The sequence below is a fragment of the Pseudomonas sp. D3-27 genome (genome assembly GCF_051132165.1).
Taxonomy (GTDB): Bacteria; Pseudomonadota; Gammaproteobacteria; order Pseudomonadales; family Pseudomonadaceae; genus Aquipseudomonas.
On record NZ_CP071667.1, the window covers coordinates 3,902,628 to 3,923,184 of the forward strand.

A 20,557-nucleotide genomic window follows, 5' to 3' on the forward strand; every position below is an offset into this window, starting at 1 on the left:
TCCCAAACATCAGGCGAAAAAAAACCCGGCGCCTCGAAGGGGCCGGGTTTTCCAGTGACGCCGTCCTCAACGGGCGGCGCCGAGCTGGCCCTTGTCATCGGAGAATACGATTTCAACGCGACGGTTCTGCGCCCGGCCACGCTCGGTTGCGTTGACGTCCACCGGGTATTGATCGCCGTAGCCTTCGACCTGGATGCGCTTTTCGTCAATGCCAAGGTCCACCAGCACGTCCGCCACGGCCTGAGCGCGGTCGCGGGACAGCTTGAGGTTTTCCTGCTTGCCGCCGGTGCTGTCCGTGTAGCCCTCGATGCGCACCACGCGCTTGGGATTGAGTTGCAGGAACTGCACGATCTTGAGCACCACGCGATTGGCCGAGTTTTTCAACTCGGCTTCGCCGGTATCGAACAGCACATCCCCGAGGGTCATCACCAGGCCGCGATCGGTCTGGGTGGTCGCCATCGCCATGATCTGCTCTTCAAGCCACTTGCCCTGCTGCTGGACACTCAGCAGCTTGGATTCGCGCAGGGCCAGCTGCAGGCGCTGGCGCTCCAGCTCGAGCTTCGTCGCGCGCTCTTCGTTGAGCACCTGGTTGCTGTGCTCACGGGCAATCTGACTGTAGCGCTGACTCAAGTAGGCGTAATGCTGCACGTCCTCACCGCTACCCCAGTAGCTGGACAAGCGATCGGCGCGGGCCAGGGATTCGCCGGCCCGGATCACGTCCCGGGGCGCCGCACGCAGCACGTTGGCATCTTCCTTGACCTTCTGGAAGTCATCGCTGGCCTTTTCCAGCGCCACCTCGCTGCGCTGTCCGGCGCAACCGTACAGACTGGCCAGCCCCGCGAGGACCAGGCCGCCCAATACTTGGGAGTGCTTCATTGGGCATCCTCCCTCAGCTGTTTGCGCAAGCGCTTGATGCGAGTGTCGAGCACGTTCAATTGCTCCTGGCTCTTGAGCGTCAGCACCTTCGCTTCGGCCAGGCGTGCATCCAACTCGGCCTGTTCAGCGCGCATGCGCGCCTTTTTATAGGATTCATCGGCCATGTTGGATTTGGCGCGCGTGAATTTTTCTTCAGCCAGTTTCAATTCGGGTACTTCGTCGGTGGTGGCACCCACCGCACGCGCTTGCTCAATGGCCTGTTCAGTCAGGCGGATCTGTTCATTCGGCGCTGGATCGGCTGCGCAACCCGCCAGAGCCAGAACGGCCAGGGCAGCGAAAAGAGGTCGAATAGTCACTAATATTCCCTACTGTTTGGGGGCGCTGACGGGGGACTTCAACTGTGCTCTCCAACGCTCCAGATTGCGCTGCAACACAGCCTCCGCCAGGCCAGACGCGGCCAATTCTGTCATCTTTTGCGCCAGCTGTCCGCGTAACCATGGGTCATTGCAGGCGGAGTTATGGGAAAGCGCGAGGAACAAGCCCGGCTTGTCCACCGCTTGCGGCGCGGCTTGCAAGTCATTCGCCATCCCTAGCGTCTGCGCCATCGCCAGGCCCGAGTAGCGCCCCGCCAGTACATATTCCACTTCACCCAGGAGCAGTTTCTGAAAGGCCTGGGTCAGGTTGGGCGTACGGGTCACGGTTAGATTCTGCTCAGCGAAAAGGCCAAATCCTTGTGTCATGCGAGCCTTTTCCGACAAGGCGCCGTTATGCCCGTGAAGATCCTCCGGTCGCTCGACCACCAGCGTCGAATCCTTGCGTGTCCAGACCAGGTAATCGTTCTCCAGCAGTGGCGGGTGCACGTAATCCAAGGCTTGCAACCCAGTCGTGGTCAGCGGGGCATCGGTGAGCAGGTCCATGCGTCCGCTGCGCACTTCGTCCAACGCCTGGGCGCGTTTGCCGGCGTAGAGCAATTCGATCTTGATCCCCAGCGCCTGCGCCACCTGCGCCAGCAGGTCGGCCCCGGCACCGATCAAATGCTTGGGATCCTGGGGATCTTGCCAAAGATAAGGCGGCGCATCGGGGCTGCCAGTAGCGATCAGGCGCTCGCATTTGCCAGCGGCGGCAGACAGCCCTGGCGCGCACGCCAACACCCAGAACAACGACGAGCAAGCCAAACGGCGAAGATCCATGGCACTAAGCGCTCCGGAAACAGAAATAAAAAACCCGGCCAAAAGGCCGGGCTCTTTATAAGTGAAGATGCCGGATTAGACCAGCTTCTCCAGCTCAGGGATGGCTTCGAACAGGTCCGCCACCAGGCCGTAGTCGGCCACTTGGAAGATTGGCGCTTCTTCGTCCTTGTTGATCGCAACGATCACCTTGGAGTCCTTCATGCCGGCCAAGTGTTGGATCGCGCCGGAGATACCGACGGCGATGTACAGCTGTGGTGCAACGATCTTGCCGGTCTGGCCGACCTGCATGTCGTTGGGAACGAAACCGGCGTCGACCGCTGCGCGGGATGCGCCAACGGCAGCGCCCAGCTTGTCAGCCAAGGCGTACAAGTGCTTGAAGTTGTCACCGTTCTGCATGCCGCGGCCGCCGGAAACGACGATCTTGGCGGCGGTCAGCTCAGGACGATCGGACTTGGCCAGCTCTTCGTTGACGAAGCTGGAAATGCCCTTGTCGTGGGCAGCGCCCACGGCTTCAACGGCAGCCGAACCACCTTCGGCGGCAACCGGGTCGAAACCGGTGGCGCGAACGGTGATGACCTTGATCGCAGCGGTCGATTGCACGGTGGCGATGGCGTTGCCAGCGTAGATCGGACGCTTGAAGGTGTCGGCGCTTTCTACCGAAATGATTTCGGAGATCTGGTCGACGTCCAATGCAGCAGCTACGCGAGGCAGGATGTTCTTGCCGTTCGATGTCGCGGCCGCCAGGATGTGGCTGTAGCCACTGCCCAGCTCAGCTACCAATGGAGCAACGTTTTCCGGCAGTTGGTGCGCATAGGCAGCATTATCGGCGTTCAGGACTTTGCTCACGCCAGCGATCTTGGCGGCGGCTTCGGCAACGGCGCCAGCGCCCTGCCCGGCCACCAGGACGTGGACATCGCCACCGATTTTGGCGGCGGCAGCAACGGTGTTCAGCGTGGCCGGAGCCAGCGCCTTGTTATCGTGTTCGGCGATTACCAAGATAGTCATATCAGATTACCTTCGCTTCGTTTTTCAGTTTCTCGACCAGTTCAGCCACCGACTTGACCTTGATGCCGGCGCTGCGTGCAGCCGGCGCTTCGACTTTCAGGGTCTTGTTCGTGGAGGCGGTGGAAACGCCCAAAGCGTCAGGAGTCAGCACTTCAAGCGGCTTCTTCTTGGCTTTCATGATGTTTGGCAGGGACGCGTAACGCGGCTCGTTCAAACGCAGGTCGGTGGTGACGATGGCCGGCAGTTTCAGGGAAACTGTCTGCGCGCCGCCGTCGATTTCGCGAGTCACGGCAACGCTGTCGCCCGACACTTCGACTTTCGACGCGAAGGTGCCCTGGCCGTAGCCGCTCAACGCAGCGAGCATCTGGCCGGTCTGGTTGTTGTCGCTGTCGATGGCCTGCTTGCCGAGGATCACCAGCTGTGGCTGTTCCTTGTCAACTACGGCTTTCAACAGCTTGGCAACGGCCAGGGAAGTCAGGTCTTCGGCGGATTCGACGAGGATGGCGCGATCGGCACCCAGCGCGAGCGCGGTGCGCAGTTGTTCCTGGGCGGTGGTCGGGCCGATGGAAACGACGACGATCTCAGTCGCCACGCCTTTTTCTTTCAGGCGTACGGCTTCTTCTACGGCGATTTCGCAGAAAGGGTTCATCGACATCTTGACGTTGGCGAGGTCGACGCCGGAGTTGTCCGCCTTGACGCGAACCTTGACGTTATAGTCGACCACTCGTTTGACAGCTACAAGAACCTTCATGGATTCCTCGTTACTCTCCGGTGAAAAGAAAGTCGCCTGGGCGAACCTGGCGGTTGATGATCATGGGCGCAAGGGCACCTCTAAAAACGCCGGCATGAACCACACATGACCTTTGCTCACGGGAGTGAAGACCATTCGTCAGTGATGACCGATGAGTCATTCATTATCGCGGCGTGTAAACTGCGCGTCCGAACCGCGCAACTCGTCACTTTGTGCTGCCTTCGCCCTGTCTTTAGAGGTGCTCTTGGAACCAACAGTCAGCCTACGGCGAGCGCAAAACCGCCCGTATCTTGACCGGAACGTCTATTCCGGTCAATACGGCAAAATGGTCAGTCATAAGCCGTACGTCAGTGATTTATCTGGGCTGCGGCAATTTCAAACAAACGTTTGTATTGGACCCTGAGAGTGGTGTAGATATAATGCGCCGCTTAAGAGAGAAGCGCGGGTCATCCATTGTCGCTTTCGTCGCTTCGCGAAGGAAACAACGGATGCAACGCCAAACCTCCAATTAGAAAAAACTGTTGAGCCTTGAGTAGGAGATAGCCTGTGGAACGCGAATACATGGAATTCGACGTGGTCATCGTCGGTGCCGGCCCCGCTGGCCTGTCTGCCGCTTGCCGACTGAAACAGAAGGCCGCCGAAGCCGGTAAGGAAATCAGCGTCTGCGTGGTCGAAAAAGGCTCCGAAGTCGGCGCGCACATCCTCTCCGGCGCAGTGTTCGAACCGCGCGCCCTGAACGAACTGTTTCCGGATTGGAAAGAGCTCGGCGCTCCGTTGAACACGCCGGTCAAGCGCGATGACATTTATGTCCTGAGAAACGCCGAGACCGCGAGCAAAATCCCTGACTTCTTTGTGCCCAAGACCATGCACAACGAAGGCAACTATATTATTTCCCTTGGCAATCTTTGCCGTTGGCTGGCCCAGCAGGCCGAGAACCTGGGCGTGGAAATCTACCCGGGCTTCGCCGCCCAGGAAGCGTTGTTCGACGAAAACGGCGTCGTCCGCGGGATCATCACCGGCGACCTTGGTGTCGACCGCGAAGGCAATCCGAAAGAAGGCCTCTACACCCCTGGAATGGAGTTGCGCGGCAAGTACACCCTGTTCGCCGAAGGCTGCCGTGGCCACATTGGCAAGCAATTGATCAAGCGCTTCAACCTGGACAGCGAAGCCGACACCCAGCACTACGGCATCGGCCTGAAGGAAATCTGGGAAATCGACCCGGCCAAGCATCAACCAGGCTTGGTGGTGCACACCGCCGGCTGGCCGCTGGACATTATGGGCACCGAAAATACCGGCGGCTCTTTCCTTTATCACCTGGAAAACAACCAAGTGGTCGTCGGCTTGATCGTCGACCTGTCCTACAGCAACACCTTCCTGTCACCATTCGACGAGTTCCAGCGCCTCAAGCATCACCCTGTGCTCAAGCAGTATCTGGAAGGCGGCAAGCGCGTCAGTTACGGCGCTCGCGCCATCGCCAAGGGCGGCCTGAACTCGCTGCCCAAGATGGTCTTCAAGGGCGGCGCGCTGATCGGTTGCGACCTCGGCACCCTGAACTTCGCCAAGATCAAGGGCAGTCACACCGCGATGAAATCCGGCATGCTCGCTGCCGAAGCCGTGGCTGATCGCCTGTTCGCCGAGTCCGAAGGCGGCGATGAACTGACGGCCTATGTCGACAGTTTCAAGAACAGCTGGCTGTATGAAGAGCTGTTCGCCAGCCGCAACTTCGGCGCGGCGATCCACAAGTACGGTGCGATCATCGGCGGCGGTTTCAACTGGCTCGACCAGAACATTTTCGGCGGCAAGATTCCATTCACGCTGCGCGACACCAAGCCAGATTATGCTTGCCTGAAACCTGCGGCCGAATGCAAGAAGATCGACTACCCGAAGCCGGACGGCAAGATCAGCTTCGACAAGCTCAGCTCGGTGTTCATCTCCGGTACCAACCATGAAGAAGAGCAGCCTTGCCACCTGAAGCTGACCGACCCGAGCATCCCGATCAGCAAGAACCTGCCGCTGTACGACGAACCGGCCCAGCGCTACTGCCCGGCCGGCGTTTATGAAGTGGTCACCAAGGAGGATGGCGAGAAGCGCTTCCAGATCAACGCCCAGAACTGCGTTCACTGCAAGACCTGCGACATCAAGGACCCTGCACAGAACATCACCTGGGTCACGCCGGAAGGCGCCGGCGGACCGACTTACCCGAACATGTAAGCCGGAACGCTGAACATCGAGGCTCCCGCAATGGGGGCCTTTTTGTTGCCCGCGATTCCGGGAAGCACACCGAACCAAAGTGGGAGCGAGCCTGCTCGCGAAGTGGTGTCTCAGTCGACATGTGTGTTGAATGATAAACCGCTTTCGCGAGCAGGCTCGCTTCCACAGGGTTCCCTGCACAATTCAGGCGGCGCGTTCGTCCCCTGGGTTGCGCTCGAAGTAACGCTTGTACTCCCGGCTGAATTGCGACGGGCTCTGATACCCCACCTGGTGCGCGACCTGGGCCACGCTCATGCCCTCGCAGAGCAGCAGCCGCTGGGCCTTGAGTAGGCGCAATCGCTTGAGGTACTGCACCGGCGATAGCAACGTGCTGCGCTTGAAATGCTCGTGAAAGGTCGAAGCACTCATGTTCGCGCGACTGGCCAGGATCTCGACGTTCAACGGCTCGGTGAAGTGCGCATGCAAATGGCCCAGGGCAGCGGCAATCCGGGCGAACTGGCCCTGTTGCTCCACCAACGCCCGCAGCACATCGGCCTGGGGTCCGCGCAACGCGACGAACAGCAGCTCCCGCAGCCGCGCCTGGCCCATGACCTGGCATTCCAACGGGTCGTGCAAGCAGCGCAACAAGCGCTCGACACACCCACGCATGGCGTCATCGAGCACTGCGCAAGTCATGGACTCCGGCGTCTGAGGCGGCAGATTCCGCCCCGGCATCAACCCCATGGCCAGCACCAGGTCGCCCAGCATCGCCCGATCGATCGCAACGGAAACTCCATACAGCGGAGCATTGGGCATGGCGTAGGTTTCGCATTCGAACGGCACCGGCAGGGCCTGGATCAGATAATGCCCCGCGCCATATTCCATTGTGCGGGGCCCCAGGTACGCCAGTTTGCTGCCCTGGGCAATGATCACCAGGCTCGGTTCGTAGAGCTGCGGGCCACGAGCGACGTCCTGGCTGGCGCGAAGCGCGTGCACCCCTGGCAGTCGCGTAGGAACAAAACCGTCGTGGGTCGCCAAAGGTTCTATCAGCGAAACCAGCGTGGCGTTGGCATCGAGATGACGGGTCAGCAGCATGAGCGAAAACTTCACGAAGAAAGGGATGAAAACATCATCGCAGGTCTGGCGCCACATGGAATCGAATCCTGGCCAACGCCGTAGGATTAGGCATGACAGGCGTAGGAATCGCCATCGCCACCGGCCGCCCTGCCTCCCAGAATGAACCCCTCACCGTTCAATGATAGCGAGGTCCATCATGTACACAGCCATCGGCTATGCCGCCCAATCGGCCACCACGCCCCTCGCCCCCATGAAGTTCGAGCGCCGCAGCCCGCGCGCGGACGATGTGGCGATCGAAATTCTCTACTGCGGCGTCTGCCACTCCGACATCCATCAGGCCCGGAACGAATGGGGCATCGCCGTCTATCCGCTGATGCCCGGCCACGAAATCATCGGCAAAGTCACCGCCGTGGGGGCGAATGTCACCCATCACAAGGTCGGCGACCTGGTAGGCGTAGGCTGCATGGTCGACTCCTGCCGCGAATGCGAAGCTTGCCGTGCCGATCTGGAACAATACTGCCTGGAAGGCATGACCCAGACCTACGCCAGCCCGGACCACGTGAGCGGCGGCCACACCATGGGTGGCTATTCCGACAGCATCGTGGTCAGCCAGCATTTTGTACTGCGCGTCCCCCAGACACTCGACCCGGCCAGCGCCGCGCCGCTGCTCTGCGCAGGCATCACCACCTACTCTCCCCTCAAGCATTATGGCGTGAAGGCCGGAGACAAGGTCGGCGTGCTGGGGATGGGTGGCCTGGGCCACATGGGCATCAAGTTCGCCAAGGCCATGGGCGCGGAAGTGACGTTGTTCACTCGCTCGGCGAGCAAGGCAGAAGAAGCCCGTCGCCAAGGCGCGGACCATGTGATCGTGTCCACCGACGCCGAACAGATGGCGGCCGCCGCCGGACGTTTCAACTTCCTGCTGGACACCATTCCGGTGCAGCACGACCTCAATCCCTACCTCGATACGCTGCATTTCAACGGCGTGCACATCATCGTCGGCCTGGTCGAGCCGGTCGACCCACCCGTACACGCGGCAAAGCTGATCCTGGGTCGCCGAGTGTTGGCCGGCTCGCTGATTGGCGGCATCGCCGAAACCCAGGAAATGCTGGATTTCTGCGCAAAACACAACATCAGCTGCGACATTGAAATGCTCGACATCCGCCAGATCAACGAGGCCTACAGCCGCATGATCGCCGGGGATGTGAAGTACCGCTTCGTTATCGACATGGCGACGCTCAAGGCCTGACGCTCGTCAAACCTTGGCACCCAGTTCCGCCGACAGCCGGGCTGTGACCCCTTTGACCAGGGGAATCAGCTCGGCCATCTTTTCCAAAGGCATGTACGGCACCGTGCTGGCGATGCTGATACCGGCGACGATGCGCTTGCCGGCGTCACGGATCGGCGCCGCCACACAGCGGATCGACGGTTCGTTGTCCTCCAGGTCGAAGGCATAGCCCCCCGCCACATACTCCACCATCCGTTGCTGGAACTGTTCCCAGGATTGCTCCTGGTGCTGGGGCCAGAATTGATTCTTCCCACCCGCCGGCAGGCTGATTTCGTACAGCCGCTTCCATTGTTCCTGGGCATCATCGAGCATCAGCGCCTTGCCGATCCCTGTCCGCGCCAACGGCATGCGATGGCCCACGCGCGAACGCATTTCCGGCCCGTTACGCCCCGGATTTTTCAGCAGATACAAGACTTCGTCGCCCTCGCGAATCGCCAGGTGAACGGTGTCCCCGGTGAGCGCCGACAACTCGTCCAGGTACGGCCCCGCCAGGCTCACCAGTGGCAACTCTTCCCGAGCCTGGAAACCCAGCTCGATCAACTTCGGCCCCAGCAGGTAACCCACTTGCGGCACCACGCGCAGGTAACGTTCGTCCACCAGGCAACTGGCCAGGCGGTGGGTGGTGCTGCGGGTGGTGCCGATCAGCCGGGCGATTTCCTTCAAGTCGCGAGCACCGCTGGCGACCGCCTGGACCACGCCCAGGCCGCGCAGCAAGGTCTGCGTGCCAGTAGGAGCGGCATCCTTGATGATTTTTGGATCGTCTTGCTGCATATCCGGCCTTCAACAGTGCGGGGAACGGGCGGCATTATGGTCGCCCGCCCCGTCGGACTACAACTCGATGCGCTCGACCTTCCCGACCAGCAGGATGTAGGACAGCGCCCCGGCCAATGCCAATACGGCGATATAGGTAATGGCCGGGGCAAACGAATCACCGCTGGCAAGGAAGCCGATGACAATCGGCGTGGCGATGGCCGCCAGATTACCGATGAGATTGAACACCCCGCCGGTCAAACCGAGCAACCGCGCCGGTGCCAAGGTGGAAACCAGTGACCACGTGATCGACGCCAGGCCATTGCCGAAGAACGCCAGGGCCAGGAAGGCGATCACCAGGGGCGTCGACTCCACGAAGTTGGCGCCGATGATCGAGGTGGAAATCAGCAGCCCGCCAATGATCGGCAGCTTGCGCGCAAAACCCACCGTGGCGCCCCGGCGGATCAGCCAGTCCGAGAAGAAGCCGGAACACAGCACGCCGACGAATGCCGCAAGGAACGGCAACGACGCCAGCAAGCCGGACTTGATGAAGTCCATGCCGCGATACTTCACCAGGTAGGTCGGGAACCACGTCAGGAAAAACCACAGCGTGGAGTTGAGGCAGAACTGTCCCAGGTAGATACCCCATAACTTGCGTTGGGTCAGGACGATGCCCAGGTCGCTCCAGCTGAATTTGGCCTTGGCCTTGGCGGTATCGGCCTGGATGTCCACCAGCCCCCCACCCTCACGGATCAACTCGATTTCCGCGGCATTGGCGCCCTTGAAATCCCGAGGCTCGCGATATACCGCATACCAGATCACCGCCCAGAGAATGCCCACCGCGCCCGTGGCGACAAACACCATGTGCCAACCAAACGCGTGTTGCAGCCACGCCAGCACCGGTGTCAAAAATGCGAGCCCAACGAACTGCCCGGAGGTATAGAAACCAATGGCCGTGGCCCGCTCGCGCTCGGGAAACCAGGTGGTGACCACGCGGCTGTTGATCGGATAAGCCGGCGCTTCCAGGGCACCGACGGCCATGCGCAGCACGAACAGCGCGATGAAACTGGCGGCAAAACCGAGCATCACCGTGGCCGCCGACCACAGCAACAATGCCACGCTATACAGGATGCGCGGCGGCACCCGGTCCACCAGCCAGCCGCCGGGGATCTGCATGGCGGCGTAGGTCCAGCCGAACGCCGAGAAAATCAGCCCGACGTGGATCGGGTCGATGCCCAGGTCGCTGGTCAATGCGGGGGCCGCGATCGAGAGATTGCTGCGGTCCAGGTAGTTGATCACCACCGTGATGAACAGCAACACCATGATGAAAAAACGCTTGCGGCTGGGCGTCACCGACGACGCCTGCGCGCTCAGGGTGTGCGCTTGCATGTGAGGTGCCTCTTTTTATGTTTATTGAGGAAACGGGCGCATCGAAGAAGATCTCCCTGCTTGCGAAGATCAAATTGTGGGAGCGAGCTTGCTCCCACAGGGTCAGGCGTGACTCACCATTCGGCAAAACTGCCATCGGCATGGCGCCAGATCGGGTTGCGCCAGCGATGGCCAATGGCCGCGCGCTCGATGACGTATTCCTCATTGATCTCGATACCCAGGCCAGGACCGTTCGGAATTTTCACGAATCCTTGGTCATAGTCGAACACTCGCGGGTCCTTGATGTAGTCCAGCAAGTCATTGCTTTCGTTGTAATGGATGCCCAGGCTCTGCTCCTGGATAAACGCGTTGTAGCAAGCCGCGTCCAGTTGCAGGCACGCCGCCAGGGCGATCGGACCCAACGGGCAATGCAGTGCCAGCGCCACATCGTAGGCCTCGGCCATGTTGGCGATCTTGCGGGTTTCGGTGATGCCGCCGGCGTGGGACGCATCCGGCTGGATGATGTCCACATAGCCTTCGCTGAGCACCCGCTTGAAATCCCATCGCGAGAACAACCGCTCGCCCAGGGCAATCGGGGTGCTGGTCAGCGGCGCCAGTTCCTTGAGGGCTTCGTAGTTTTCGCTGAGCACCGGTTCTTCAATGAACATCAGCTTGAAGGGGTCGAGCTCCTTCATCAGAACCTTGGCCATTGGCTTGTGCACACGGCCGTGGAAATCCACGCCAATGCCGACGTTCGGCCCGACCGCGTCGCGCACCGCTGCCACGTTGGCCAGGGCCAGGTCGACTTTTTCGAAGGTATCGAGGAACTGCAGTTCTTCGGTGCCGTTCATCTTCACCGCCGTGAAGCCGCGTCCCACCGCCTCTTTCGCCGCTCGGGCGGTGTCCGCCGGCCGGTCGCCGCCGATCCATGAATAGACACGGATCTTGTCCCGCACCTGGCCGCCCAACAGATCGCTGACCGACACACCCAGGGCCTTGCCCTTGATGTCCCACAACGCTTGGTCGATACCGGCCAGGGCGCTCATGTGGACGGCCCCGCCGCGGTAGAAGCCACCGCGATAGAGCACGGTCCAGATGTCTTCGATGTTGCGTGGGTCTTTGCCGATCAGGTAGTCGGACAATTCTTCAACCGCAGCCGCCACTGTGTGGGCACGGCCTTCGACCACGGGTTCGCCCCAACCGGTCACGCCCTCATCGGTCTCGACCTTGAGGAAGCACCAGCGCGGCGGAACGATAAACGTGGTCAGCTTGGTGATTTTCATCTTGTTGTCTCTCTTGTCAGATGCAGCGCTCGGAGCGCTGGAAAAGTCTTCAGTTCAAGGCATTCCATGCGGCCACATAGGCCTTGGCGCGCACCGCCACTTGATCCGCTGTCAGGCCCGGCTTGAACAACCCGGAACCCAGGCCGAAACCCTTGACGCCGGCTTCGACGAACACCGCCATGTTGTCCGGCGTAATCCCGCCCACCGGCACCAGCACGGTCCCGGCCGGTAAAACCGCGAGCCAGGCCTTGACCACCGCCGGGCCCATTTGCTCGGCGGGGAACATCTTCAGCACATGAGCGCCCTCGGCCAGCGCGGCGAAAGCTTCGGTCGGCGTGGCGACGCCGGGCGACAGGTACAGCCCCGCCGCTTTTGCCGCCCGCAAGACCTTCGGGTCACTGTGAGGCATGACGATCACCTGGCCACCGGCCGCCTTGACCTGCTCCACCTGCTCCGGGGTCAGCACGGTACCCGCGCCGATCAGGCAATCGGCGGGCAAGGTACTGCGCAGGATGCGGATACTTTCGTACGGTTCGGGGGAATTGAGCGGCACTTCGATGACTCGAAATCCCTCGCTATACAGGACTTCGCCGATAGATGCCGCCTCCTCGGGGCGCAGGCCGCGAAGAATCGCGATCAGCCCGTTGTGCGCCAATGCTTGTTTGAGCATGTCAGGTCTCCAGTCAGGTTTAACGCGACGCGGTGGGTCCGAGCAGCCCGGCCGCCAAGGCCAGTTGCCACAAACCGCGTTCGGTGGCCTGTTCGGCCAGGATCACGCGGGCGAAACCGCAGGCGTCGAGGGCCCGCTGGTAACGGGCGCAGAGTTGAGAATTACCAATCAGCACGACCGTCGGCAGGTGAACGCTGTTGCGCCGTTGACGTTGCACGGCGGCCAGGGCCGTCAACTCATGGCCGATCAGCACACCCGACAGGTAATCGGCCTGGGCGCTCGCGCCGAGCTCGCCGGTCAGGCCCAGGCTGCGGGCGCTGAACACGGTGGACAGCGGGCCAATCTGCCCATCCGACGACAGCGCCACCTGCACGCCGCGATCGAAAGCCACGCCATCGAACGCCGCGCCGCGCTGCTGGGTGCGGCCGAGAATGCTGTGGTCGCTGAGCACGGCGAAGATCTCGCCGGTCATGAAGGTGTCGAAATGGACGATGCAGCCTTCGGCCGCCTCCACCCATTTCGAATGGCTGCCCGGCAAGCCGATCAGCACCGCTTCGTTGGGCAAGCCAGGCAACGCACCGAGCACCTGGGTTTCTTCGCCGCGCATCACATTGGGCAGTCGGGAGCGTTGGATTACCCCTGGCACGATGTGAACATCAACACCGCGAAGGCTCCGGATAATTTGTAGGGAATGTCCGAGATTGGCGACGTTTGCCGGCGTGTCGCAGTAAGGCGCTTCCCGCCAACCTTGGGCGCTGCCCACCATGCCGCAGGCAATGACGGGCAAGCCTGGCTGCGCATCGAGCCAATCGCCGCAGGCTTCATCGAAGGCCAGCTCAAAACCGTCGATGCAGACCTGGCCCGCTATCGTCCGCGGCCCGGACGGCAACTGCATGATCCCCGACGACAGCGAACGCTGTTCGAGCACCTCGCCTCCCGCGGCTAGTTTGTAAGCCCGTAATGAGGTCGTTCCCCAATCGAGCGCGATCAATTGCGCCTGCATCCGCTTCACCTGTTTTGTTTATTGGGCAGTGAGTGACGCGGACTATAAACCCGGACGCAGGAAAATCTCAATATATAAATATCTCTCCCACATATTGGGATATCAATTCTATCGTGAAGGCATCGCCATCCACCCAAGACCCTGCTACGTTTCTGACCGGACGCCAAACAACTCAGGGAAAAAGTGATGGGACAATTGCTGAAGATCCTCGGCCGCACTTCCTCGATTAACGTCAGAAAGGTCTTGTGGACTTGCCAGGAACTGGAAATCTCCTACGAGCGCGAAGACTGGGGCATCGGCTTCGCGTCGACCCATGACCCGGCGTTCCTGGCATTGAATCCCAACGCCCAGGTGCCGGTGATTGTCGACGAGAGCGGCGTGCTCTGGGAGTCGAACACCATTTGCCGCTATCTGGTGGGCAAGCACGGGCGCAGCGACCTGCTGCCTGTCGAGCCTGCCGCACGGGCGCGTGTAGAGCAGTGGATGGATTGGCAAGCCACCGAGCTCAATCCGTCGTGGGGCGATGCGTTTTATGGACTGGTGCGCAAGCACCCGGATTTCCAGGACCCACAACTCATCGCCGCCGGCGTCAAAGGCTGGAATAAGAAGATGGGCTTGCTGGAACAACAGCTGGACCACACCGGCGCCTACGTAGCCGGTGCAGACTTTTCCCTTGCAGACGTACTCATTGGCCTATCCGTACACCGCTGGCGGCAGACGCCCATGGAACGTCCGGACTATCCAGCCGTAGCCGCTTATTGCACGCGACTCCAACAGCGACCCGGGTTTACCCAGTGGGCGTCCGACGCGTACTCATGAACGTCAGTTGCCGTTAGCGAAGTCCCGGAGCACCTTGCCATCCATCCGGTAGCGCACCCACTCTTCCTGCGGTTGCGCGCCGAGGGATTTGTAGAAGTCGATGGCCGGGGTGTTCCAGTCCAGCACGCTCCACTCGAAGCGACCACAATCGTTGTCGCAGGCGATCTTCGCCAGATGTCGCAATAAGGTTTTGCCCGCCCCGCCACCGCGCTGTTCAGGCGTGATGTACAAGTCCTCCAAGTACAGGCAATTACTGCCCAACCAAGTGGAATAGCTGAAGAAAAACACCGCAAAACCGATCGGCACGCCATCGCGCAGGCAGATCAAGCCGTGGGCGGTGGCGCCTTCGCTGAACAGGCTGCGCTCGATGTCGGCCACGCTGGCGATGACTTCGTGGCGAGCTTTTTCGTAATCGGCCAGCTCAGTAATGAAAGCAAGGATTTGCGGCGCATCGCTGGGCTGCGCGGGACGGATTTCGATGGACATGAACAGGCCTTGTCGCCAATTGAAAGCATCATACTAAGCCGCTCTGCGGCGCTCGTCACATCTTCTAAAGACACCCCCAATAGCGCCGTTCGTCGCCCCTGCGGCACCAACCCCACTCCAGCGCGGCCAAAAATCTGGCAAGCATTTCAAAAAATGGAGGCGACACCATGATCTATTCAAGGCTGACTGCACTCACATTCGCCACGCTGCTGTCTTCGGCGGCTTTCGCGGCCACGACCAGTGGCACCGGACCGACCGACCCGGTTCAGGCACCCAACTCGCCGGCCACCCAAGGTTTGCCCAAACTGAACACCGATGGCACGGGCGGCACCTTGAACAATGGCCAGCCGCCTGCCACAGGCACCGATCCGCGGGTCCAAGGCAACGACACGGGCCGCCAAGGCGGGATGAACACACCTGACTCCACTGCGCCCGACAATGCCGATACTGGCGTGGGTTCGAAAACCACAACCGGAGGTTCAGGCTCTGAAGGTGGTGGGGCCTCCAGTCAATAACTTCTACCCAGCCATTGAGGAGGACCGTTCCCATGCCTCGTGGAAGCAAAGACAAGTACACCGATGAGCAGAAGCGCAAGGCCGAGCACATCGAAGACAGCTATGAGCAAAAAGGTGTGTCGGAAGGCGAGGCCGAGGCTCGGGCCTGGGCCACGGTGAACAAGCAATCGGGAGGCGGCGAACGCTCTGGTGGATCCGGCAAGAAGAAACCCGCCGAAGCCAAGCAATCCGACCGCAAGGAGTCGGCCCGGCGCGCCGCCAAGAGCCGCGAAGGCCAGCCGCGCACCAGCAAAGCCTCCCATGAGGCCCAGACCGTGGACAGCTTGATGAAAGAAGCCCGGGCAAAAAATATTCCCGGACGCTCGAAAATGCGCAAGCAGGAACTGGTCGAGGCGTTGCGCAAGGCGGGGTAGAGCGAAAACTGTGGAAGCGGGCCTGCTCGCGAATGCGGTGGGTCAGCTAAGGAAGTGTCGGATGTACCGACGCATTCGCGAGCAGGCTCGCTCCCACCGGTTTTTCGCCTGGCTCAGGACTTCGGAACAGTGCAGAGCCAGTGTGGGAGCGAGCCTGCTCCGGGCGGCGATCCGACGATGGCGGCAGGTCAGCCTCCAATAATCTTCAACGCTGTTTCAACCTGTCAATCACCACCGCCAACAGCAGGATCGAGCCGCGGATGACGTACTGGTAGAACGTATCGATGTTCTTCAGGTTCATCGCGTTCTCGATGATCGCCAGGATCAGCACGCCGGCGATGACATGGCGAATCATGCCGATGCCGCCGCTCAACGAAACGCCACCCAGAACACAAGCAGAGATCACGGTCAGTTCGAAACCCTGGCCGATCATCGGCTGGCCCGAGGTCATGCGCGACGCCAGGATGACGCCTGCCAGCGCACCAATCACACCGTGCACGGCGAAGATGATGATCTTGGTGCGATCAACGTTAACGCCTGCCAGCAATGCCGCTTCCTGGTTGCCGCCGATGGCCATGGTGTTGCGCCCATAAGTGGTGTAGTTCAGCAGCCAGCCGAAGAACAGAAAGCAGGCAATGGTGATCAGGATCGGCACCGGCACACCGAACATCTGGCCGTTACCAAAGACGAAAAACGATTCTTCCGACACCCCCACCGCCTTGCCGTTGGCAAAGATGTAGGCCAGGCCGCGTACGATCTGCATGGTCGCCAGCGTGGTAATCAGCGCATTGACCCGCAGTTTCGCGATGACGATGCCGTTGATCAGGCCGACAATCAGCCCCATCACCAACGCCGCGCTCACGCCGAGAAATACGCTATTGGTGTCACGCATCACGACGGCCGCGACGACGCCGGCGCAGGCAATCACCGAACCCACCGACAGGTCGAAATGCCCGGACGCCAGGCAATACAGCATGGTGCATGCCGCGATGCCGGTGGTGGAAATCGCCAGGCCCAGGCCGCGCATGTTCAGCGGCGACAGGAAGTTGTCGATCATCAGGGTGCAGAGCACGAAGATGCCGATGGCCGCCAGCAGCATGACCCAGTCGTCGAGGAAGCGGCGCAGGTCCAGGGGTTTGCGCGCCGTTGGCAGTGCATTGTTTTGGATGGTCATGATTTACCTCTCAGTTCGCCGCGTCGGCAACGCGTTGGCGCGGCAGCGCCAGTTGCAGCAGGTTGGATTCGTCGGCCTGGTCACGCGGCAACTCGCCGCGCATGGCCCCTTCGCACAGCACCAGGATCCGGTCGGAAATGCCCATCACTTCCATCAAGTCACTGGACACCACAATCACCGCGATGCCATCGGCCGCCAGGTTGTGGATAATCTGGTAGATCTCGGCCTTGGCGCCGATGTCGATGCCTCGCGTCGGCTCGTCAAGCAGCAGGACTTTCATCGGCATGGAAAGCCAGCGTCCCAGGATTGCTTTCTGCTGGTTACCGCCGGACAAGTACATGATTTTCTGGCTCGCCGCCGGGGTCTTCACTTTGAGCGACTTGATCTGCTTGTCGGCATTGCCCCGCTCCCACTCGCCACGCAACAGGCAGCCGAGCGCGGAATGAGCCGGACGGGCGCTGATGTTGATGTTCTCGGCCACGCTGCCCAACGGAATGATGCCCTCCTTCTTGCGATCTTCCGGACAGAGCAGCACACCAGCGGCGATGGCATCCCGGGGGGAACGCAGTTTCAATTCCTTGCCGTGCAGGACCAGGCTGCCCTCGCTCTGACGTTCCAGGCCACTGAGCAAACGCAGCAGCTCGGTACGACCGGCGCCGACCAGCCCGAACAAGCCCAGGATCTCGCCCTTGTGTACATGGAAACTCACCGGTTCGCGCAAGCCCGGCCCGAGCAGGCCTTTCACCTGCAACGCCACATCGCCGCGCTCCCGGGGGCGGTAGTCATAAATGTCTTGGATATCGCGACCGACCATGCACGTGACCAACTGATCGTGGGTCAGCTCGCTCATGTTCTCGAAGGTGCGGACATAACGACCGTCCTTGAAGACCGTCACCGCGTCACAGATGCGGAACACCTCCTCCATGCGGTGGCTGACGTACAGCACTACTTTGCCCTCGTCCCGAAGGCGGGCAATGATCGTCATCAAACGGTCGATTTCCCGGGCCGACAGGCTGCTGGTCGGTTCGTCGAAGGCAATGACGTGGGCGCCACGGGACAAGGCCTTGGCGATTTCCACCAACTGGCGCTGGCCAAGGGACAGACGACCGACTTTTTCCTGCGGGTCGATTTCGTCCGCCAGCCCTTTGAGCAATGTCAACGCCTGCTGACGCAGTACGCCGCGATTGACGAGGCCGAAACGCGCCGGCAAATGACCGAGGAACAAGTTCTCCGCGACGGTCATTTCCGGCACCAGGTGTAATTCCTGGTGAATCACCGCCACACCGCTGGCGATGCTGTCGGCGGTGCCTTTGAAGGCCATCGTCTGCTCGCCGATCTGCAAGTCGCCGCTGCTCGGGATGTAGGCGCCCCCGAGGATTTTCAGCAACGTGGACTTGCCCGCGCCGTTCTCGCCCATCAAGGCATGCACCTGCCCCGGATGAGCAACGAAACTGATATTGGCCAGCGCCTGCACGCCAGGAAAGGACTTGCCGATCCCGTTGAATCGCAAGCTGCCGCCGATGTTGTGTTGCCATGTCGCTGTTTGCGCTTGCATAACCACCTCGAACTCACAGAGATCAAGCGACCCTGCCACTCATGTGGCCAGGGCCGCTTTTGAATCAACCGGCCGTCAGTTCCACAGGCCGATCTTTTCCAGCTCTTGCTTGAAGTTCTCCCGGGTGATCAGCGTCACCTCGTCCATGGCGGTGTACTTCGGCGGTTCCTTGCCGGTGGTGATCCACTCGTACATCATTTCGGCGGTCTTGTAGCCTTCGATGTGCGGGCTTGGCAACATCGAACCGAAGAAGCCGCTGTCCGGTTTCTTCAACTCGCCGATGGCGTCGGTGCCGTTGATGCCGATGCCGATCACGTTGGCCGCCTTGAAGCCGGCTGCTTCGGTGGCGCGCACGCCGCCCAGCACGGTGTTGTCGTTCATACCGCCGATGATCAGGTTTTTCGCAGCGCTTGGCAGCTTCACCAGCGCCGAGTTGGTGGAGTCCATGCTGCCGGGGACGTCGAGGGTCTTGAGCGCCGCAAACAGAATGTGGTCTTCCGGCATCCCGGCTTTCTTCAAGGCATCGACCGAACCGTCGGTGCGCTTCTTGCCGGTGTCCAGTTCGTTGAAGGTGTTGATCACCGCGTAGGTGTCTTTCCAGTCCCAGTTACGCTTTTTCGCCTCGGCGGCCATCGCGGCGCCCTGCTTCTGGCCCACCTCGAAGGCCGCCATGCCCAGGTATGGCACGTCCTCCATGAACTTGCCTTTGGCGTCGACGAAACGGTCGTCGACGGCGATCACCTTGAGATCGTTAAGCTTGGCCTTGGCCATGATGGCTGGGCCGAGAGACACGTCCGGCGGGCAGATCACGAAGCCCTTGGCACCGTTGGCGGCAAGGCTGTCGATGGCCGAAAGGGTTTTTTCGCCATCGGGCACGGCGATTTTGATCAACTCGAAGCCTTTGTCCTTGCTCGCCTTCTCGGCGAAAGCCCACTCGGTCTGGAACCAGGGCTCCTCCGCCTGCTTGACCAGAAAACCGATTTTTACCGGATCCGCTGCCAGCAGGCTGCTGCTAAGGCTGACCGCGGTCACCGCCAGGGCGGCACGACACAGGGAACGGATCCCACGACGATATTTCATAGCTGACTCCTTGTTTTTTTTATTGAAAGCCAAACGTCCAGGGATCTGCTCCACATGGGTGGAATTGCGCAGGCTGGCCGGTCAAATCGTGTTACTGCACAAGCATAGGTGTAAATAGTCATATCGTATGATGATTGGATTACAGGCGAAGTTTCCCTCCGCAATCCAAGAATGCTCAGTCGTGGTACATGACCGAACGCCCACCATCGATGGTGATGCATGAGGCATTGATGAACGGTGCTTCGTCACTGGCCAGGAATACGGCCGTCATTGCCACTTCAATCGGCTGCCCGATGCGCCGTGGCGGGTGCAGGTCCAGCGCGCGCTGGCGTTCGGCCTGGGGATCGGCAAAGCCGTTCCAGTAGTCGACGTTCAGTTGAGTCTCGATGTAGCCCGGCGCAATGGCGTTCACCCGCACGCCCTTGGGTGCGTACTCGATGCCCAGGGCACGGGTCAGGCCCAGCAGGCCATGTTTGGCTACGGGGTATGGGAAACAACCGGGAATAATGTGGGACGAATGGGTCGACGCGATGTTGATGATGCTGCCCACGCCCTGTTCGATCATCTGCGGCAACACCGCCTTGCAACCGTACCAAGCACCATCCAGGTCGATGGCGAAGCAACGGCGCCAGTCCTCTTCGGTCATTTCCAGCGGATCGCGGAACACGTTGACGCCTGCGCAGTTCACCAGCACGTCGATGCGACCATGCAACTCGACCGCCCGGCGGGCCATGACGTGCAAATCCTGTTGGTTCGAGACATCAACCTTCAGCGCTTGGACATCCGCACCCTGTCGACGCCAATGGGCGGCGACGGTTTCGACCTTTTCCCCCTGGATGTCGCTGATGACCAGCCGGGCCTGTTGCGAAGCGAACGCGGCGACAATGGCTTCGCCGATGCCCTGGGCAGCGCCGGTCAACAGCACGACCTTGTCTTTCAGGCGTTCGCCCTTCACGGGCTCAGGCACCGGCGGCAAGCAAAGCGCTTCAGCCATGGACGGGGCCTCCAGTGCAAACACACGACAAAAACCGGACACCCAACGATGGCCGGTTCAAAAGCTGTGG

21 protein-coding genes are annotated in these 20,557 nt (G+C 60.9%); 5 read left to right on the forward strand and 16 right to left on the reverse strand.

Annotated features, from left to right (window positions below; genetic code table 11):
• Positions 1-66: 66 nt before the first annotated feature.
• The 5 genes from J3P92_RS17575 to J3P92_RS17595 all read right to left on the reverse strand — a co-directional run bounded on the left by J3P92_RS17575 (position 67) and on the right by J3P92_RS17595 (position 3,822).
• Entirely contained in the window at positions 67-876 is an 810-nt protein-coding gene (locus J3P92_RS17575) for an OmpA family protein (protein ID WP_434607074.1), read from the reverse strand.
• Positions 873-1,232 carry a DUF4398 domain-containing protein gene (locus tag J3P92_RS17580; RefSeq protein ID WP_420767212.1) on the reverse strand — a complete coding sequence of 120 codons (360 nt, stop codon included), beginning with the start codon at positions 1,230-1,232 and terminating at the stop codon, positions 873-875. Before J3P92_RS17580 ends, J3P92_RS17575 begins: the two co-directional genes overlap by 4 nt.
• A gap of 9 nt (positions 1,233-1,241) precedes the next feature.
• Positions 1,242-2,066, reverse strand: a complete 825-nt coding sequence (locus J3P92_RS17585) for a substrate-binding periplasmic protein (RefSeq protein ID WP_434648531.1) — start codon at positions 2,064-2,066, stop codon at positions 1,242-1,244.
• Positions 2,067-2,141: 75 nt separating this feature from the next.
• Positions 2,142-3,071 carry an electron transfer flavoprotein subunit alpha/FixB family protein gene (locus J3P92_RS17590; RefSeq protein WP_420767210.1) on the reverse strand — a complete coding sequence of 310 codons (930 nt, stop codon included), beginning with the start codon at positions 3,069-3,071 and terminating at the stop codon, positions 2,142-2,144.
• Position 3,072: 1 nt separating this feature from the next.
• Complete coding sequence (locus J3P92_RS17595; protein ID WP_007908338.1) at positions 3,073-3,822, reverse strand: electron transfer flavoprotein subunit beta/FixA family protein; 750 nt, start codon at positions 3,820-3,822, stop codon at positions 3,073-3,075.
• A gap of 546 nt (positions 3,823-4,368) precedes the next feature.
• Between J3P92_RS17595 and J3P92_RS17600 the strand changes: the two genes are divergently transcribed.
• Positions 4,369-6,033 (forward strand): electron transfer flavoprotein-ubiquinone oxidoreductase, encoded by a 1,665-nt coding sequence (locus tag J3P92_RS17600; RefSeq protein ID WP_434648533.1) that lies wholly within the window; start codon positions 4,369-4,371, stop codon positions 6,031-6,033.
• Between the two features lie 183 nt (positions 6,034-6,216).
• On the opposite strand, the gene J3P92_RS17605 is transcribed toward J3P92_RS17600, so the two are convergent.
• Positions 6,217-7,107 carry an AraC family transcriptional regulator gene (locus J3P92_RS17605; RefSeq protein ID WP_420767269.1) on the reverse strand — a complete coding sequence of 297 codons (891 nt, stop codon included), beginning with the start codon at positions 7,105-7,107 and terminating at the stop codon, positions 6,217-6,219.
• A gap of 178 nt (positions 7,108-7,285) precedes the next feature.
• Here J3P92_RS17605 and J3P92_RS17610 point away from each other — a divergent pair, with 178 nt between their 5' ends.
• Positions 7,286-8,338 carry an NAD(P)-dependent alcohol dehydrogenase gene (locus J3P92_RS17610; protein WP_434559984.1) on the forward strand — a complete coding sequence of 351 codons (1,053 nt, stop codon included), beginning with the start codon at positions 7,286-7,288 and terminating at the stop codon, positions 8,336-8,338.
• 6 nt (positions 8,339-8,344) lie between these two features.
• Here the strand turns inward: J3P92_RS17610 and J3P92_RS17615 are convergent, their stop codons facing one another.
• From J3P92_RS17615 to J3P92_RS17635, 5 genes are all read right to left on the reverse strand, one after another.
• Positions 8,345-9,148: an IclR family transcriptional regulator gene (locus J3P92_RS17615; protein ID WP_420767207.1), complete on the reverse strand. Its 804-nt coding sequence runs from the start codon at positions 9,146-9,148 to the stop codon at positions 8,345-8,347.
• A gap of 57 nt (positions 9,149-9,205) precedes the next feature.
• The gene (locus J3P92_RS17620; protein ID WP_420767206.1) at positions 9,206-10,516 is read right to left on the reverse strand and encodes an MFS transporter; all 1,311 of its coding nucleotides are present in this window, start codon (positions 10,514-10,516) and stop codon (positions 9,206-9,208) included.
• Positions 10,517-10,629: 113 nt separating this feature from the next.
• Entirely contained in the window at positions 10,630-11,778 is a 1,149-nt protein-coding gene (dgoD, locus tag J3P92_RS17625) for a galactonate dehydratase (RefSeq protein WP_420767205.1), read from the reverse strand.
• 49 nt (positions 11,779-11,827) lie between these two features.
• Positions 11,828-12,448 carry a 2-dehydro-3-deoxy-6-phosphogalactonate aldolase gene (locus J3P92_RS17630; RefSeq protein WP_434607083.1) on the reverse strand — a complete coding sequence of 207 codons (621 nt, stop codon included), beginning with the start codon at positions 12,446-12,448 and terminating at the stop codon, positions 11,828-11,830.
• Between the two features lie 19 nt (positions 12,449-12,467).
• A complete protein-coding gene (locus J3P92_RS17635) occupies positions 12,468-13,451 on the reverse strand; it encodes a 2-dehydro-3-deoxygalactonokinase (protein WP_420767203.1) in 984 nt (327 codons plus the stop codon).
• Positions 13,452-13,637: 186 nt separating this feature from the next.
• Between J3P92_RS17635 and J3P92_RS17640 the strand changes: the two genes are divergently transcribed.
• Positions 13,638-14,270 carry a glutathione S-transferase family protein gene (locus J3P92_RS17640; RefSeq protein WP_434648536.1) on the forward strand — a complete coding sequence of 211 codons (633 nt, stop codon included), beginning with the start codon at positions 13,638-13,640 and terminating at the stop codon, positions 14,268-14,270.
• Between the two features lie 3 nt (positions 14,271-14,273).
• Here the strand turns inward: J3P92_RS17640 and J3P92_RS17645 are convergent, their stop codons facing one another.
• Entirely contained in the window at positions 14,274-14,756 is a 483-nt protein-coding gene (locus J3P92_RS17645; RefSeq protein WP_030137727.1) for a GNAT family N-acetyltransferase, read from the reverse strand.
• A gap of 167 nt (positions 14,757-14,923) precedes the next feature.
• On the opposite strand from J3P92_RS17645, the gene J3P92_RS17650 reads away from it, so the two are divergent.
• Both J3P92_RS17650 and J3P92_RS17655 read left to right on the forward strand, forming a co-directional pair.
• Positions 14,924-15,271: a hypothetical protein gene (locus J3P92_RS17650; RefSeq protein WP_434559994.1), complete on the forward strand. Its 348-nt coding sequence runs from the start codon at positions 14,924-14,926 to the stop codon at positions 15,269-15,271.
• A 32-nt stretch (positions 15,272-15,303) separates the two neighbouring features.
• Entirely contained in the window at positions 15,304-15,684 is a 381-nt protein-coding gene (locus J3P92_RS17655) for a Rho termination factor N-terminal domain-containing protein (RefSeq protein ID WP_434559996.1), read from the forward strand.
• A 205-nt stretch (positions 15,685-15,889) separates the two neighbouring features.
• Here J3P92_RS17655 and araH read toward each other — a convergent pair whose 3' ends face one another.
• The 4 genes from araH to J3P92_RS17675 form a co-directional block, all read right to left on the reverse strand.
• A complete protein-coding gene (araH, locus tag J3P92_RS17660) occupies positions 15,890-16,858 on the reverse strand; it encodes an L-arabinose ABC transporter permease AraH (RefSeq protein WP_420767199.1) in 969 nt (322 codons plus the stop codon).
• Positions 16,859-16,868: 10 nt separating this feature from the next.
• Positions 16,869-18,413, reverse strand: a complete 1,545-nt coding sequence (araG, locus tag J3P92_RS17665) for an L-arabinose ABC transporter ATP-binding protein AraG (RefSeq protein ID WP_434648538.1) — start codon at positions 18,411-18,413, stop codon at positions 16,869-16,871.
• A 75-nt stretch (positions 18,414-18,488) separates the two neighbouring features.
• On the reverse strand, positions 18,489-19,493 hold the full coding sequence (locus J3P92_RS17670; protein ID WP_420767197.1) for a substrate-binding domain-containing protein: 1,005 nt from the start codon (positions 19,491-19,493) through the stop codon (positions 18,489-18,491).
• A 175-nt stretch (positions 19,494-19,668) separates the two neighbouring features.
• On the reverse strand, positions 19,669-20,487 hold the full coding sequence (locus J3P92_RS17675; RefSeq protein WP_434648541.1) for an SDR family oxidoreductase: 819 nt from the start codon (positions 20,485-20,487) through the stop codon (positions 19,669-19,671).
• Positions 20,488-20,557 lie beyond the last annotated feature (70 nt).

Coding starts and splice junctions, on each gene's coding strand:
- J3P92_RS17575 (WP_434607074.1), bottom strand. CDS start 876: ATGAAGCACTCCCAAGTATTGGGCGGCCTGGTCCTCGCGGGGCTGGCC.
- J3P92_RS17585 (WP_434648531.1), bottom strand. CDS start 2,066: ATGGATCTTCGCCGTTTGGCTTGCTCGTCGTTGTTCTGGGTGTTGGCG.
- J3P92_RS17590 (WP_420767210.1), bottom strand. CDS start 3,071: ATGACTATCTTGGTAATCGCCGAACACGATAACAAGGCGCTGGCTCCG.
- J3P92_RS17595 (WP_007908338.1), bottom strand. CDS start 3,822: ATGAAGGTTCTTGTAGCTGTCAAACGAGTGGTCGACTATAACGTCAAG.
- J3P92_RS17605 (WP_420767269.1), bottom strand. CDS start 7,107: ATGCTGCTGACCCGTCATCTCGATGCCAACGCCACGCTGGTTTCGCTG.
- J3P92_RS17610 (WP_434559984.1), top strand. CDS start 7,286: ATGTACACAGCCATCGGCTATGCCGCCCAATCGGCCACCACGCCCCTC.
- J3P92_RS17615 (WP_420767207.1), bottom strand. CDS start 9,148: ATGCAGCAAGACGATCCAAAAATCATCAAGGATGCCGCTCCTACTGGC.
- J3P92_RS17620 (WP_420767206.1), bottom strand. CDS start 10,516: ATGCAAGCGCACACCCTGAGCGCGCAGGCGTCGTCGGTGACGCCCAGC.
- dgoD (WP_420767205.1), bottom strand. CDS start 11,778: ATGAAAATCACCAAGCTGACCACGTTTATCGTTCCGCCGCGCTGGTGC.
- J3P92_RS17630 (WP_434607083.1), bottom strand. CDS start 12,448: ATGCTCAAACAAGCATTGGCGCACAACGGGCTGATCGCGATTCTTCGC.
- J3P92_RS17635 (WP_420767203.1), bottom strand. CDS start 13,451: ATGCAGGCGCAATTGATCGCGCTCGATTGGGGAACGACCTCATTACGG.
- J3P92_RS17640 (WP_434648536.1), top strand. CDS start 13,638: ATGGGACAATTGCTGAAGATCCTCGGCCGCACTTCCTCGATTAACGTC.
- J3P92_RS17645 (WP_030137727.1), bottom strand. CDS start 14,756: ATGTCCATCGAAATCCGTCCCGCGCAGCCCAGCGATGCGCCGCAAATC.
- J3P92_RS17650 (WP_434559994.1), top strand. CDS start 14,924: ATGATCTATTCAAGGCTGACTGCACTCACATTCGCCACGCTGCTGTCT.
- J3P92_RS17655 (WP_434559996.1), top strand. CDS start 15,304: ATGCCTCGTGGAAGCAAAGACAAGTACACCGATGAGCAGAAGCGCAAG.
- araH (WP_420767199.1), bottom strand. CDS start 16,858: ATGACCATCCAAAACAATGCACTGCCAACGGCGCGCAAACCCCTGGAC.
- araG (WP_434648538.1), bottom strand. CDS start 18,413: ATGCAAGCGCAAACAGCGACATGGCAACACAACATCGGCGGCAGCTTG.
- J3P92_RS17670 (WP_420767197.1), bottom strand. CDS start 19,493: ATGAAATATCGTCGTGGGATCCGTTCCCTGTGTCGTGCCGCCCTGGCG.
- J3P92_RS17675 (WP_434648541.1), bottom strand. CDS start 20,487: ATGGCTGAAGCGCTTTGCTTGCCGCCGGTGCCTGAGCCCGTGAAGGGC.